At 66.7% G+C, this 13,940-nt stretch carries 11 protein-coding genes; 1 reads left to right on the top strand and 10 read right to left on the bottom strand.

The features are described from left to right. The first annotated feature begins 3 nt into the window (after window positions 1-3). Window positions 4-168, top strand: a complete 165-nt coding sequence (locus tag OL599_RS13145; protein WP_264714236.1) for a hypothetical protein — start codon at window positions 4-6, stop codon at window positions 166-168. A gap of 91 nt (window positions 169-259) precedes the next feature. Here OL599_RS13145 and OL599_RS13140 read toward each other — a convergent pair whose 3' ends face one another. The 10 genes from OL599_RS13140 to OL599_RS13090 all read right to left on the bottom strand — a co-directional run bounded on the left by OL599_RS13140 (window position 260) and on the right by OL599_RS13090 (window position 13,914). Then, on the bottom strand, window positions 260-3,058 hold the full coding sequence (locus tag OL599_RS13140; RefSeq protein ID WP_264714235.1) for a tetratricopeptide repeat protein: 2,799 nt from the start codon (window positions 3,056-3,058) through the stop codon (window positions 260-262). 63 nt (window positions 3,059-3,121) lie between these two features. Next, complete coding sequence (locus tag OL599_RS25900; RefSeq protein ID WP_283949699.1) at window positions 3,122-4,663, bottom strand: Hint domain-containing protein; 1,542 nt, start codon at window positions 4,661-4,663, stop codon at window positions 3,122-3,124. A 434-nt stretch (window positions 4,664-5,097) separates the two neighbouring features. Next, window positions 5,098-5,646, bottom strand: coding sequence for a hypothetical protein (locus OL599_RS13125; RefSeq protein WP_283949698.1), 549 nt, complete (start codon window positions 5,644-5,646; stop codon window positions 5,098-5,100). 172 nt (window positions 5,647-5,818) lie between these two features. After that, window positions 5,819-7,444, bottom strand: coding sequence for a class I adenylate-forming enzyme family protein (locus OL599_RS13120; RefSeq protein WP_264714234.1), 1,626 nt, complete (start codon window positions 7,442-7,444; stop codon window positions 5,819-5,821). 67 nt (window positions 7,445-7,511) lie between these two features. Further along, on the bottom strand, window positions 7,512-8,327 hold the full coding sequence (locus tag OL599_RS13115) for an enoyl-CoA hydratase/isomerase family protein (RefSeq protein WP_264714233.1): 816 nt from the start codon (window positions 8,325-8,327) through the stop codon (window positions 7,512-7,514). A gap of 31 nt (window positions 8,328-8,358) precedes the next feature. Further along, a complete protein-coding gene (locus tag OL599_RS13110; RefSeq protein WP_264714232.1) occupies window positions 8,359-9,357 on the bottom strand; it encodes an ABC transporter ATP-binding protein in 999 nt (332 codons plus the stop codon). Then, window positions 9,354-10,361: an ABC transporter ATP-binding protein gene (locus tag OL599_RS13105; RefSeq protein ID WP_264714231.1), complete on the bottom strand. Its 1,008-nt coding sequence runs from the start codon at window positions 10,359-10,361 to the stop codon at window positions 9,354-9,356. The genes OL599_RS13110 and OL599_RS13105 overlap by 4 nt, the downstream gene beginning before the upstream one ends. Then, window positions 10,358-11,290 carry an ABC transporter permease gene (locus OL599_RS13100; protein ID WP_264714230.1) on the bottom strand — a complete coding sequence of 311 codons (933 nt, stop codon included), beginning with the start codon at window positions 11,288-11,290 and terminating at the stop codon, window positions 10,358-10,360. Before OL599_RS13100 ends, OL599_RS13105 begins: the two co-directional genes overlap by 4 nt. Continuing rightward, the gene (locus OL599_RS13095; RefSeq protein WP_264714229.1) at window positions 11,283-12,224 is read right to left on the bottom strand and encodes an ABC transporter permease; all 942 of its coding nucleotides are present in this window, start codon (window positions 12,222-12,224) and stop codon (window positions 11,283-11,285) included. The genes OL599_RS13100 and OL599_RS13095 overlap by 8 nt, the downstream gene beginning before the upstream one ends. A 73-nt stretch (window positions 12,225-12,297) precedes the next feature. Continuing rightward, window positions 12,298-13,914 (bottom strand): class I adenylate-forming enzyme family protein, encoded by a 1,617-nt coding sequence (locus tag OL599_RS13090; protein ID WP_264714228.1) that lies wholly within the window; start codon window positions 13,912-13,914, stop codon window positions 12,298-12,300. Window positions 13,915-13,940: the final 26 nt, after the last annotated feature.

Raw genomic sequence — 13,940 nt, 5'->3', positions numbered from 1 at the left:
CGCATGGCAACTGCCTCGCGTCCTCCGTTGCGCACGCTGCAACAGCCCGAAGGCGCCGTGTTGCTGATCGACGCGGTGGACAAGGTCGACGAGGCGTTGGAGGCGTTGGAGGCGCTCCTGCTTGAAATGCCATCGGATCACCAGGTGACCATTCCGGAAATTTGCTAACCACCGGCTGAACAAGGCGCAACCCCGTGGCCGTGGTCCATCATGGGCACGCGCGAATTGATCTGCCGCCTGCGATAAGCTGACGGGCGGCTCAAGCGGAGCGACGTTCGGCCAGCGGGGCGCCCGGTTTGTGCCGGCCCCGGGTCACGAATGCGCCCCGCAACCAATGGGCGTTGCTGCCTTTGTAGCTGACCTGCAAGTGCATGGCCGTGGCGTTCGTCGCCACGCCGCGCTCCAACACCGCCACATCTGCCAACCAGGCACGCGCCGGATGTTCCGAGGCTGCCATCTCTTGCGCGAAGGCCCGGGTGAGCAGCCCGGGGCCGGTGGCAAGCCAGACAAGGTCGGTGTCGCCGCGCAGCACGCTTTCAGTGGCCAGTGCCAGCGCGCGGCGGATCACCGGATGGCCCGGCGCGGCGCCGATCAGGTTGTTCCCCAGCGAGGCAAACTCTTCCTGGTAGCACAGCAGGCCCGTGTTTGGCGGAACCAGGTGGTCCAGCGGCGCCAGGCAGGCATCGTCGGCATCGGCGTAGAGCCCACCCTCTTTCGCCAGGAAGGCGAGCCGGAACAGATCGCTTCGCTGGGCGGGCTCGCGCGCGCGGCGATAGGCACGCAGCACATCGTGCATCCCGTGCTGCTCCAGCCAGGCCATCGCCGAAGGATCATCAAATGACCTCCAGTCATGACCGGGATGCCATCGTCGCCAGGTTTGCATAAGGGCGGCAATTTCGGGCGGCGGCGCGCCCTGTGCCCAGAACTGAATGATCCGGCGCGGAATGCGCCGTTGCGCCATGCTTGTTGGCACCGCCAAATCCAGCATTCCAGCTTGGCGCAACGCCAATAGCAGGGCAATGGCGACCGGGGTGGAGTCCGGATTGCCGCGGACCAGCGACAGCAGCTGTCCCAGGCGTGCCCCCGGCGGCAGAGCCTGCACTTTGCGGAGCTTGCCGATCAGCTCCGCATCCAACCGATACTCATCCATCACCTGGCCGAGCAGGCTCTGGCTGGCGTTGCCGGACTGGCCCAGCAGCCGCCGCCGGCTGCTCTCAGCACCGGCGTGGTGGCGCAGGGCCGCATTGGCGGTTTCGATGTCCAGCAAGAGCAGCGCCACCCGGCCCAGTTGCTCGGATGGCGCTGCGGCACCGGGGTCCAGCGCCTGTGCCGCCCGGAAATGGCCGACCGCATCCGCCAGCCGCCACTGCGACTCGGCCAAAGTGCCGCGCAACAGTTCCGCGTGCATGCGTTGCCAGGCGGCGGCCGGCTCCCATCCATCGAGCAGGGCGGCCGCCGCCACCAGGCGATGCTGGCTGAGATGCAGCCGGGCCGCCATCAGCCGGAGCTGTGGCTCATCCACCAAACGGTCCGCCATGGCCTCACACACGGCGAGTGCCTCGGCGAAGCGCCCGTAACGCATCAGCAACTCCAGCCGGTACGCCAGCAGCGCAGCATTCGGACCCAGCTCAGCCTCGGCTCGCAGGGTCAGCGCCAACGCGGCGGCCGTGCCCTCGGCTTGGGTTGTCGCGCGGCATCTCAGGATCCAGGCGGCGGCGGCGTGGTCGGTCGAGGCCCGAATGCGGCTGCAAAGCGCGCGGCATTCGTCGTAGCGGTTGGCCAACAGGTACAGTTCGGCCAAGCGCAACAGCGTGCCGGCATGCCCCGGTTCCCGCTGCAGCGCCTCCTCACAGACCGTGATAGCCTGGTCTGGCGCCCCCAGGCATTGATAGCAATGGGCCAGGTTGGCCCAGCAGTCTGCCGGTGCCCCCGGCAATGCCGAGACGGCACGAAAGGCTTCCAAAGCCGCGGTGTGCTCGCCCATCGCCATGGCGATATGGCCGCGCTCGGCTAACAGCAAGGACGTCGTGCGCAGGGATTCGGGCAGACGCTCAATCCACTCCAGTGCCTGCTCCGGGCAACCGTGGGCGCGATGTTCCGCCAACACGGCACGGTGGTATATTGGGTTTTGTGGCACCGCTGCCGCCGCGGCAGCGGCAGCGGAGAACGCCGCCTGCGACGCGACCCGGTCGCCCAGGCGGCGGTACAGATAGCCCCGCACGGTGAGCAAGAACGCCCGTTGCGGCTTGCCGACCGCGTCCTCGGGCAGGATCGCCAGGGCTTCAGCCAACTGCCCGGCGAAGCGCAGTTCCTGCGCCGCCTCAAGCCGTCCGGCCAAATGATCCGGACAGGCTTCCACCGCCGCACGGAACAGGACCAGGGCCGCGGCACGGTCTCCCCGTTCGCGTGTGAGGATGGCCCGCAAGGTGAGCAACGACGCCCGTTGCGGCTTGCCGACCGCGTCCTCGGGCAGGATCGCCAGGGCTTCAGCCAGCTGCCCGGCGAAGCGCAGCTCCTGCGCCGCCTCAAGCCGTCCGCCCAAATGATCCGGACAGGCTTCCACCGCCGCGCGGAACAGGACCAGGGCCGCCGCACGGTCTCCCCGTTCGCGTGTGAGGATGGCCCGCAAGGTGAGCAAGAATGCCCGTTGCGGCTTGCCGACCGCGTCCTCGGGCAGGATCGCCAGGGCTTCAGCCAACTGCCCGGCGAAGCGCAGTTCCTGCGCCGCCTCAAGCCGTCCGGCCAAATGATCCGGGCAGGCTTCCACCACCGCACGGAACAGGACCAGAGCCGCCGCACGGTCTCCCTGTTCGCGTGTGAGGATGGCCCGCAAGGTGAGCAAGGACGCCCGTTGCGGCTTGCCGACCGCGTCCTCGGGCAGAACCGCCAGGGCTTCAGCCAGTTGCCCGGCGAAGCGCAGTTCCTGCGCCGCCTCAAGCCGCGCCACGATCTCGGTGGGCGCAGCCTGGATGGCGGCGAGGAAGTGCTCCAGTGCAGCGGGCCGATTACCATTGCGCCGGGCCTCAACGCCAGCGGTTATCAGCTCGCGATCGTTCATCATTCCAGTACCGCCCAAAGACCCTCCGGGCAGCCTGAAAGGCCCGCCCGCGTCGAGGCTTCTTCAGGCGGCGATGCTGCCGGTCAGCCGGGCGCGCAGCGCGGCAGGAAGCTGGCGGGCGGATTTGGCGCGAGGCAGGTCCAGTTCCGTGATCGAGGGCAGATGACCATACAGGGCCTCATGCTCGTCCCAGTTGTCGAACGCCAAGCGGTCGATGTTGTCGACGAACGTTTCGGCTGGCGTACCTTCCGCCAGGATCAGCTGCTGGTCGGCAAGTTCGACATGGTGATAGGTGAAGATCACCGGGACCGTCCGCTCGCGACGGATCGTGCTGCCGTTCACCAGCGCCCCGGCGTGGACCAGGATACCGTCGACCAGCAGGGCGTGGTCGGGCGAGACCAGCAGGTCGCGCACCGGCATATTCTCGCCCAGCGCCCCAGCGGTGACGCGGATAGGAAGTACCCGCTGCGGATCGGCAAACAAGGTGCAGACAGTCTGGCGGCCCATCCAGCGCACCGGCTCGGCCTTGCCCTCACTAGTCAGCACGAGGTCGCCAATCTTGAGGGTCTCGACTGCCACCTCACCCGTCGGTGTGGCGATCATCGTACCGGGATAGAAGCAGATGATGAGGGGCGAACCGGTCGGGCTGCCGGAATAGCTGACGACGTTGCCGGCCGCATCCGTCACGCCCGAGACACTGGTGACGGTGATATCGGCCGTCGGTGTATCGCCATCCGCAACGGTGTATTTGAACACGAGCGACTGGGCGGTGGAGCTGATGCTGTCGTAGATCGCTGTCGCGCCGTTGCTAAGCGTCAATGTCGGCGTGCCGGTGACGACCACCGCCTCGTCTGTGGTCAGGGTAAAGGTTGCGACTTCGCCGACAAGAATGTCGCCGCTGGTCACGCTCGCCGCGGTTACCGACGGTGCGACTGTATCAATGGCCACCGCATAGACGGCGGAGGCGGTTCCGACGTTTCCGGCAAGGTCGGTTGCGGTTGCGGTGAAATTATAGGTGGTGCCGTTGGTCAGGATATTGGGGTTGGCGGCGCTCCAGACCCCGGAACCATCCGCGGTGACGGTCGCAATCAGAGTGCCATTCTGATACACCTTGACGACGCTGTTCGCTTCGGCGGTGCCGCTGAGGGTCAGTGAGGTGTCGTTGGTGAGATGGTCACCAACCACGCCGCTGTCGGTCGTGATGGCAGTAATGGCCGGCGCCGCGGGTGCGGTGTTGTCGACCACAATAGGGTTCGCCGGAGCGGACGAGGGAACCCCGGCCGTATTATATCCGGTGGCATAAGGAGTGGTGGAGTTACCTGGGTAAATTCTGGTATCGGCCAGCATCAGGTTGGCTATATTTACCGAAGATCCTGCACCAACCGTATATGTGAACGTGACTGCTGTGGTGTTGCTGCCACTGGAATAAATGGCATACTCACCGTTGCTCAGCAGAATCCTATCACCGCCGTGCATGCCCGTAGCGACAGCAAAATTATAGACGATCTTGATCGTATCGCCGGCGTTGGCATAAGTCTTACCGCCGGTTGAGGTCGTGCCAGTCATGGCGCCCCAGGAAATAGACTGCAGGACCGGATCAGCCATCTGGCACTCCCTAATTCAATACAGATTCCGCATAGTCTTCGCGCGCTGCCAAAAGTCTCGACCACGCGGGTGTGATTTCTTAACAGATTCGGATACCCGAAGGAAGAGTGAGCGGGCCGATGCGCCGCAACTTTCGTCCGCATCTCGATGATCCGCATCATGCTGCGCAGGCAAGCAAGGCGCTCAGGATAGATTCAAGCCTCCTGGATGGGCCTCAGCCTACCGCCCGCTGCGCCTGTTCGTCTGGCCGTCTTCAATCTTCGACACCGCAGGCAAGCCCAACCCGCCAGCGCCGGACCGAAGCCTGGGCCAGACGTGAGCCCTCAGCCCATCAAGGCGCCGGCACCTGATCCGCCTTCGCCCATGGCGCAACCCTGCGAGGCGCTGACGCCACCTCCGGCAGCGTGCCGGAAGCCTGACCCGCTCCTGATGGCCTATCGCGTTTCCGTCCAGCTTTCCGAGAACGCCAGCGCACAGGTGCTGAACGGCCGCCCCTCGCGCTCGCGCGGCTGCGCCCGCCCGGCGGCATGCACCCCGTTGCGCACCAGCCTCGCCCCCAGCGCCGGCACCAGCACCGTGCAAACACCGTACCGCCGACCCGGATCCTCGTTCGGCTGCGTATGGATCAGCACCGGATCGCCGATGTCGTACCAGGTCAGGGCGATGTCCTCGTCCCACGAGGTCACCCGCTCGGTCCAGAATGTCCTCGCGTCGCCGGACCGCTCGAACTCGGCATCGATCACGGGAATCGCCGTCTCCGCCGTCTCCGCGTTCAGCATCCCCTGCACTGTTGCCTGCAGCCAGCGCGCCATGGCGATATTGTCGGAATAGATGCGCCAGCGATCCTCGGTCAGCTCGCTGCGGAGATACAGAACATGCCCGGGTCCGGCCGGGCAGAATTGGATGCGCCAGAAGCTCGCATTGGTGGTGGCCGGTGCGTCAACCCCGTCGCTCAGTCGGATGAACGGATTTTCGCCAGTCAAGATCACACGATTCGCGTCAGCGCCCATCGGATGTCCTCCCCTGTTGCCATCAGCATAGCACAGCTGCCGCTCGCGCCACCCGGCACGTGCATTTCGCGCGAGCTGGCGGAACCAAGAGACGCTCTGTGGCCCCTCCTCTTCCTCTGTGTAACCCTGGCCTCGCTTGCGCCCCCTATCGCCAGACGCCATCAAGGGCGTCGAAGCTTCCGTCGCGCAGATCGCAGCGGCGACGCTTGAGGTCCTGTTTTGCGATCTTGTTGGACGCGGTGCGGGGGAATTCAGCCACGTATTCGATGTAGCGCGGAACCTTGTAAGGTGCCAACGACCTGCGGCAATGGTCCAGGATCTTCTCGGGCGGAAGATCGTGGCGGTCCAGCCCTGGCTGCAGGGCGACATAGGCTTTCACTTCTTCGCCGCGATACTCGTCGGGGACCGGCAACGCGGCGCTCTCGAAAACCTCGGGGATATCGTTCAGGGCCGTTTCCACCTCGATCGCGGAGATGATTTCGGCGCTGCGGCGGATGACGTCGCGGAGGCGCCCGAGCCAGAAGTAGAAGCCATCGGAATCCTGGACGAACAGATCGCCGGTGCGGAACCATCTTCCGGCAAAGGCTTCCTCGTTCGCTTCGGGCCGCTTGTGATACCCCTTCAGCATGCCGCGGCCGGTGACGAGCAACTCGCCCGTCTCGCCGCGCCGGACATCCTGCCCATCCGCTCCGACGATTCTGCACTCCCGCGAGGCGTTGGGCAGGCCGCAGGATCCGCTGCCGATCATCAGTGTCGCCGTGGTGGGAAACGAGATCGTGGCGCCCAGCTCGGTGCTGCCGTAGATCTCGCGGATGGGCGCGCGGAAGCGGCTCTCCAGCGGCCGATGCAGATCCTTGGGCAGGCCCGACGAGGTCATCCAGGCAAGCCTGAGCCGGCTGAAGCGCTCGTCGGGCGGCAGCTTCGCGTGAAGTTTCGACGCGGCGCAGAAATCGATCCCGTGTGCCAGCACCCGATCGAGGAAGCGTGTGAGGCTCGGCCGCAACGCCACGCAGACGGCGGCGCCGAGGAAGAAGGCCATCACGAAACGCCACTGCCCGCCCATGTAATAGAGCGGGGTTTCGATCAGGATGCGCCGCGCCGGCGGTCCCTGCCTTGCCCGTTCCCAGCCAAGCGTCAGCCAATAGGAGTGCGGCAGCAGGCAACCCTTTGGCAGGCCGGTCGACCCCGAGGTGTAGAGAATGGTCGCGGTGTCCTGGGCATCGACCGGGGGTGCCGCGACGGATGCCGGCGCCGCCGCGACCAGCCTATGCCAATCCTGCCAACGCGGCGATCCAGTTCCGCCATGCACGATCAACCGGTCATCCGGCACCCGCCGGTCGGCGGCGCCGATGGCTTCGATGATGGGCAGAAAGGACTGGTCCAGAATCAGCGCCTCGGCGTCGCCCGCATCGAGCGCACGGCGAACCTCGGCGCTGGTCAGTTGGGTGTTGACCGCGACCACGACGGCGCCAAGCCGCACCAGCGCCATCCAGGTGATCGCCATGGGCGGGATGTTCGGCATCATCAGGCCGACATGCTGGTCCTTCTGTATCCCGAACCGCGTCAGCGCCGCGGCGCATTGCAGCACCGCGACGTGGAACTCGCGATAGGTCAGCGCTGGGCCGTTGTCGTCGATCGGGACCCACAGAAGGTTGTCGGGATAGCGGGCCGCGGCCTGCTCCACCAGGGCGCCCAGGTTGGGCGGAAGCCTGTCATGCTCCGCCGCGGCGCGGTGGCGCTCGATCAAATCCAGTTCGTCGCGGACAGACATGGTGCGGGCTCTGGGTGGATCTGAGATCGGGCGGGACGCTGGCAGATTCAGGGCAAGCCGATCCCCGCTATTCGAACGGGGCGAACAGCGACTTGCGCCAAGCCAAGGCAACGGCCAGCCCCTCGGTCCGGCGCAGCTCGTCGAATGTCTCGCGCTCCGGCGACCCGATGGCGCGCAGGATGGAGGCGGCGTCGATGCCGTGGCGCAGGGCCGAATGCAGGCCCATGATCTCGAAGGTCTGGTTGATGGCCCGCTTGTTCCAGGTCTGACAGCTTGCCGCGACCCGCGACATGCGCTTCGCGATCCGCATGGTCTCGGCGGCCAGATCGGCCTGCGGGAACACCCGGTCGACCAGGCCGATCCGCAGCGCGTCCTCGGCCGGCAGAATGTCGCCCGTATAGACCAGCTCGCGGCATTTGTTGCCGAGGATCCACGGCAGCATCAGCGTGCCCATGCCGCCGCCGAAACGGGCCTCCAGCGCGCCGATCCTGGAGGTGTCGGAGCAGTATCGGATGTCGCAGCAGGCCGCGAGCTCCAGCGCCCCGGCCAGGCAGTAGCCGTCGATCATGGCGATCACCGGCTTGCTGCAATGCCAGACCGACAGGTTGAAAGTCTGCTGCCAGTCGTAGCGCTCGTTCAGCTCGGCGATGGAGCGCTTCGGTGCCTCCGCCCCGTCCCGCAGATCATACCCCGCCGAAAACGCCTTTCCGCCGGCACCGGAGACGATGATGACCCGCACCGCCTCGTCCTTCTCCACGGCGGCGATTGCCTGCTTGAACTCCACCAGAAGCTCTTCGGTGAAGGCATTCATACGCTCCGGACGGTTGAGCGTCAGGCTCGCCACCCGGTCGTCGACGACGAGTTCCAAGGTCTGGTAGGTCAAGATGGTCTCCTGATTCAAGGACGCATGACAATCAAGGACGGGCGATCGTTGCGTCGGGCGCGAAATGGCAGGCGACCCGTCGTCCCGGCGCGATCTCCTGCAACGGCGGTTCCGCCTCTGCGCACACTGGTGCGGCCAGCGGGCAGCGCATGCGGAAGCGACAGCCGCTCGGCGGGGCGATCGGCGTCGGCATGTCGCCTTCGAGAACGATGCGGTTGCGCGCCGCCCCCGGCACCGGGCGCAGCACGGCGGACAGCAGCGCCTGGGTATAGGGATGCAAGGGCGTCTCGTACAGCGCCGCCCGCGGCGCCTCCTCGACGATCTTGCCGAGATACATCACCGCGACCCGGTGCGACACCTGGCGGACAACGCCGAGGTCGTGGGCGACGAACAGGTAGCTGATCCCGAGCTGCTGCTGGATGTCCTTGAACAGGTTGATGACCTGCGCCTGGACCGACACGTCGAGGGCGGAGACCGGCTCGTCGCAGATCACCAGCTCCGGCGACAGGGCCAGGGCGCGGGCGATCGCGATGCGCTGGCGCTGGCCGCCGGAAAACTCGTGCGGATAGCGGTAGGCATATTGCGGATCGAGCCCGACGAAGCGCAGCAGCTCCCCGGTGCGGTCGCGGATGCGGGATTTCTCCCAACCCGCCAGCCGCATGGGTTCGGCGATGATGCGGTCAACCGTGAGGCGCGGACTCAGCGAGCTGGCTGGATCCTGGAACACGATCTGGATCTTGGGCCGGATCGGTCGCAGCGCCTCCTGCGACAGGTCGGTAATGTCACGGCCGTTGAACAGGATGCGCCCGGCGGTTGGCTGCAGCAGCCGGATGACGGCGCGCGCGACGGTCGACTTGCCGCAGCCGGATTCACCGACCAGGCCGAGGGTCTCGCCCGGCTGCATCATGAGCGAGACGCCGTCGACCGCGCGCACCACCTGAACCGGCTTCCATGGCGCCCGTGCGACGCGGGTGCGGAAGTGAACCTTGAGGTCGTCGACCTGCAGCATCGGCGCGGAAGGTGCGGTCATGGCGCATAGCCCCGGTGGCGGATGCAGGCGGCGCGCTGGCCCCCGCCCAGGGGGATGAGCGGCGGCTCACCCTGGTCGCAAGCCGCGCGTGCATACCCGCAACGCGGCGCGAAACGGCAGCCGGGCATTACCAGGCCCGGCGCGGGAACGGTGCCGGGGATGGTGGGCAGACGCTCGACATCGACGTCGATCGGCGGGGCGCTGCGCAGCAGCCCCTCGGTGTAGGGATGCATGGGCCGGGCGAACAGGGTCGCGACCGGCGCCTGTTCGACGACGCGCCCCGCATACATCACCACCACCTCGTCGGCGAGGTCGGCGACGACGCCGAGATCATGGGTGATGATGAGGACGGCCATCCCGAACTCGGCCCGCAACTGCCGCAGCAAGTCGAGGATCTGCGCCTGGATGGTCACGTCGAGTGCCGTCGTCGGCTCATCCGCGATCAGGAGCTTCGGGCGGCAGGCCAGCGCCATGGCGATCATCGCCCGCTGGCGCATGCCGCCGGACATCTGATGCGGATAATTGTCGACGCGGGTGGCCGGCGACGGGACGCCGACCTTGGCGAGGAACTCGATCGCGGTCGCGCGTGCGGCCCGGCGGCTCACCGCGTAATGGGTGCGGATCGCCTCCGCGATCTGGTCGCCCACGGTGAAGACCGAGTTCAACGAGGTCATCGGCTCCTGGAAGACCATCGCGATCTCGCCGCCGCGAACCTGCCGCAGGCGCTGCGCGCCGACCCGAAGCAGGTCTTCGCCGGAGAACAGGATCTGTCCCGACACGCCGATCGCCGGCGCCGTCAAGCGCAGGACCGAGAGTGCCGTCAGGCTCTTGCCGCAGCCGGATTCACCGACGATCCCCACGACCCCGCCGGGTGGGACATCGAAGGAGACCCCGTCGACCAGCGGGCGCCCTGCCCCCGCGACCGTCAGCCGCAGGTCCCGCACCGACAGCAAGGGCGCGCCAGCCGCCGGCAGGCTGCCGGTCGCCAGAGGGGCCTCGCTCATCGCCGCTCGCCCCGCTCGTTGCTCGCCGCGGCGATGTCGCGTGGGTCGAGCACATCGCGTACGGAATCACCGATCATGTTGAAGGCGAGAACGGTGAGGGCGAGAGCGAAGCCGGAGATCAGCGCCATCCAGGGTGCGGCCAGGATCGCGCTGACCCCGTCGCGGATGATGTTGCCCCAGCTCGGCTCGGGTGGCTGGATGCCGAGCCCGAGGAAGCTCAGCGCCGCTTCGTCGCGGATCGCCCCGGCGATGCCGAGGGTGGCCATTACGATCAACGGCCCGATGATGTTGGGCAGGATGTGCTGACCGAGGATCCAGCCGTCGCGGCCGCCGAACGTGCGGCTTGCCGCCACATAATCCAGCTCGCGCAATTGCATGGTCGAACTGCGCGCGAGCCGGATGAACAGCGGGACATGGGCGATGCCGATGGCGATCACCAGCGTGTGCAGGCCCGAGCCGACCAGGGTCACGATCATCAGCGCAAGGAGCAGCGAGGGGAACGACATCATGACGTCGACCACAGCCGACACCGCGAGATCGACGCAACCACCTTTCAGCCCGGCGACCATGCCGAGCGGCACGCCCACGATCATGGAGACCAGAACCGACAAGACCCCGACGATCAGGGCCGGGCGGGCGCCCCAGATCACGCGGCTGAACAGGTCGCGGCCATATTCGTCGGTGCCGAACCAGTGCGCGGCACTCGGCCCATGAAATGATTCCACGATCGATTGGGCTGTCGGATCGTACGGCGCCACCCAGGGGGCCAGCAAGGCAGCCAGCGTCACGACCAGCAGGATGCCGGCGCCCATTCGCGTGCCGGCGTCGCGAAACAGGACGAAGACCCGGGCGCGGCCGCGCCCGGTGCTCCGCCGCGCTGGCGCGGCCGCCTCGATCGGAGTCGCCGCGGGCGAGGTCGGGTCAGCCATTCTTCACCCGCGGATCGAGCAGGCCGTAGCTGAGGTCGACCAGCAGATTGACCAGGATGACGATGCTGGCGAAGACGATCAGGCCGGACTGGATCAGGTTGTAGTCGCGTTGTGCGACGGCGCCGATCAGCAGCTTGCCGAGCCCCGGCCGGTTGAACACGGTTTCGGTCAGGATCGCCCCGCCGAGCATCGCGCCGGTATAGAGGCCGATCGCGGTCACCACCGGGATCAGCACGTTCCGCAGCGCATGCTTGAAATAGACCTTCCACGGCCGCAGCCCCTTGGCGAAGGCGGTCCGGACATAATCCTGGCTCAGGGTTTCCAGCATGGTCGAGCGGGTCAGGCGAGCAATGTAGGCCGCCTGCACGAAGCCGAGGCTCAAGGAGGGCAGCACGAGCTTGTAGAGCGTCTCGCCGATGGTGCCGGTGCGCGGCGCGTGGATCACCGGGAACCAGCCGAGCCAAACGGAAAACACGATCAACAGCACGATCCCGACATAGAAGGACGGAAAGGACAGTCCGAGCAGCGAGAAGAAGCGGCCCGAGAAATCGAGCCGTGTGCCGCGCCTGACAGCGGTCACAACGCCGATCGGAATGCCGATCACCACGCCCACCAGAAGCACGCCGAGTGCCAAAGCGAGCGTATGCGGAAAGGCGGCGGCGATCTGCTCGCCGATCGGCTGGTTGGTGATGATCGAATGCCCGAGATCACCGTGAGCCAGGCCCGCAAGCAGGTCGAGATATTGCTTGAGCAGCGGCTGGTCCAACCCGGCCTGCTGGCGGAACGCCGCGAGCGCCTCCGCCGATGCCTGGTCGCCGAGCACGACCTCGGCGGGATCGGCCGGAATGATGCGCATCGAAAAGAACACGATCGTCACCACGGCCCAGACAATCAGCAGGGCCGCGAGAATCCGACGAAAGACAAACATCAGCATCCGGCGGTGATCCCGGAACGGTCGCTTCCCCCGTGGGCGTCGACGCAAGTCCGAAGCGATAGCGGGGTGGGCATCAGATCGCCCGCCCTGCGACCCGGTCCCAACTGCCGACCCGCAGGTCGGGCCGTTCGGCGACCAGCTCGCTCTTGCGGATCTTCCCCGAGGGGGTACGGGGGAAGTCGACAATGCGGTATTCGAGGTACCGGGGCACCTTGAACACGGCGAGATTGCGGCTGCAATGTTCGAAGACGGCGGCTGGCGGCAGGGCTTCGGGCGTCACCCCGGCCCGGAGGCGGATATAGGCCTTCACTTCCTCGCCGCGCAGCGCGTCCGGGACGGGAACGACCGCAGCCTCCTCGATCTCCGGCAGCGCGATCAGGACCTCCTCGACCTCACGGGCGGCGACGCTTTCGCCGGCGCGCCGGACCATGTCCTTGATACGTCCGACGATATAGATGAAACCATCCTTGTCCTGGCGAGCGAGATCGCCGGTACGGAACCAGTCGCCGTGGAATCCCGCGGCGTTGGCATCTGGCCGGCGGTAGTAGCCGGTCAGCAGCCCCGGGCCGCGGAAGAGCAGTTCGCCCACCTGGTCGGCCGGCAGGGTGTTCCCATCCATATCGGCAATCCGGCATTCGCGAAACGGCGCCGCCAGTCCGGCCGACCCCGATCCGGTCATGCATGACGCTTCGGGCGGCATGAACAGTCCGGAGCCGATTTCGGTCATTCCGAACGCCTCGCGGGCGACGAAGCCGAAACGCCGCTCCAGTGCCGCATGGTCCTGTTTCGGAAAGCCGTAGATGGCGACCTTCTTGATGTTGTTGTCGGCGTCGTCGGCCGAGGGCGGCTGATCGAAGATGATCTTGCCCACCAGGGCGAAATGGATCCGGTATTTGCGGATCCACGCCATCGTGCTGGTGCCGCTGCGATGCGTCGCGACGAACAGGGTGCCACGGCGGAAGAACGCCATCAGCGTGAGCCATTGCGGCGTCATGTAGAAATAGGGATTGGACGCCAGGATGTTCTGGTGCTCCATCCCGTCCGCGTCGGCGTGGACCTTGGCGCAGGTGAGCCAGTAGCGCTGGGTCAACAGGCAGCCTTTCGGCAGGCCGGTCGTGCCGGAGGTGTACTGGATGTTCATCAGGTCGTCGAGCAGAGGCTCGCGCGCCGGCGTGAAGCGGGCATCACCGCCGGCGACGACATCGTGCCAGCCGAGCTGTCCCGCGCCCGCCTCACCGACGACCACGACGGTCCTGAGCCGCCCACCGGTGAGCTCGGCTGCCACCGGGAGGTGCTGCTCGGCTATCACCAGATGCTCGACCTCGGCATCGTCGATCGCGAATTGCAGCTCGCGGCTGGTGTAGCGGACGTTGATCGGGACACAGACGGCGCCCAGGCGGGCCAGCGCCAGCCAAGTGATCGGCCATTGCGGGATGTTCGGCATCATCAGGGCGACATGGGTGCCGTAGCCGACCCCGAGCGCCGCGAGACCGCTCGCCGCCTTGTTCACCACGTCGCGGAGGGCGCGATAGGTATAAGTCTGGTCGTCGGCGATGAAATGCAGCGCCACCTGATCGGGCGCGGCGTCGGCCGCGGCATCGAGCAACGCGTCGATGTTCCGGGGCAAAGGCTCGCTCTCGATCTGATTCACGCGCGCGAAATAGGGCAGCAGGCAGGGTGCTGTGCTCATCAGGGGTTTCCAGTGCAGCGCCCCCT

The sequence above is a fragment of the Limobrevibacterium gyesilva genome (genome assembly GCF_025989185.1).
Classification (GTDB): Bacteria; Pseudomonadota; Alphaproteobacteria; order Acetobacterales; family Acetobacteraceae; genus Limobrevibacterium; species Limobrevibacterium gyesilva.
The sequence above is the reverse complement of the archived record's forward strand: the minus strand, read 5'-3'. Positions and strand labels throughout refer to the sequence as shown.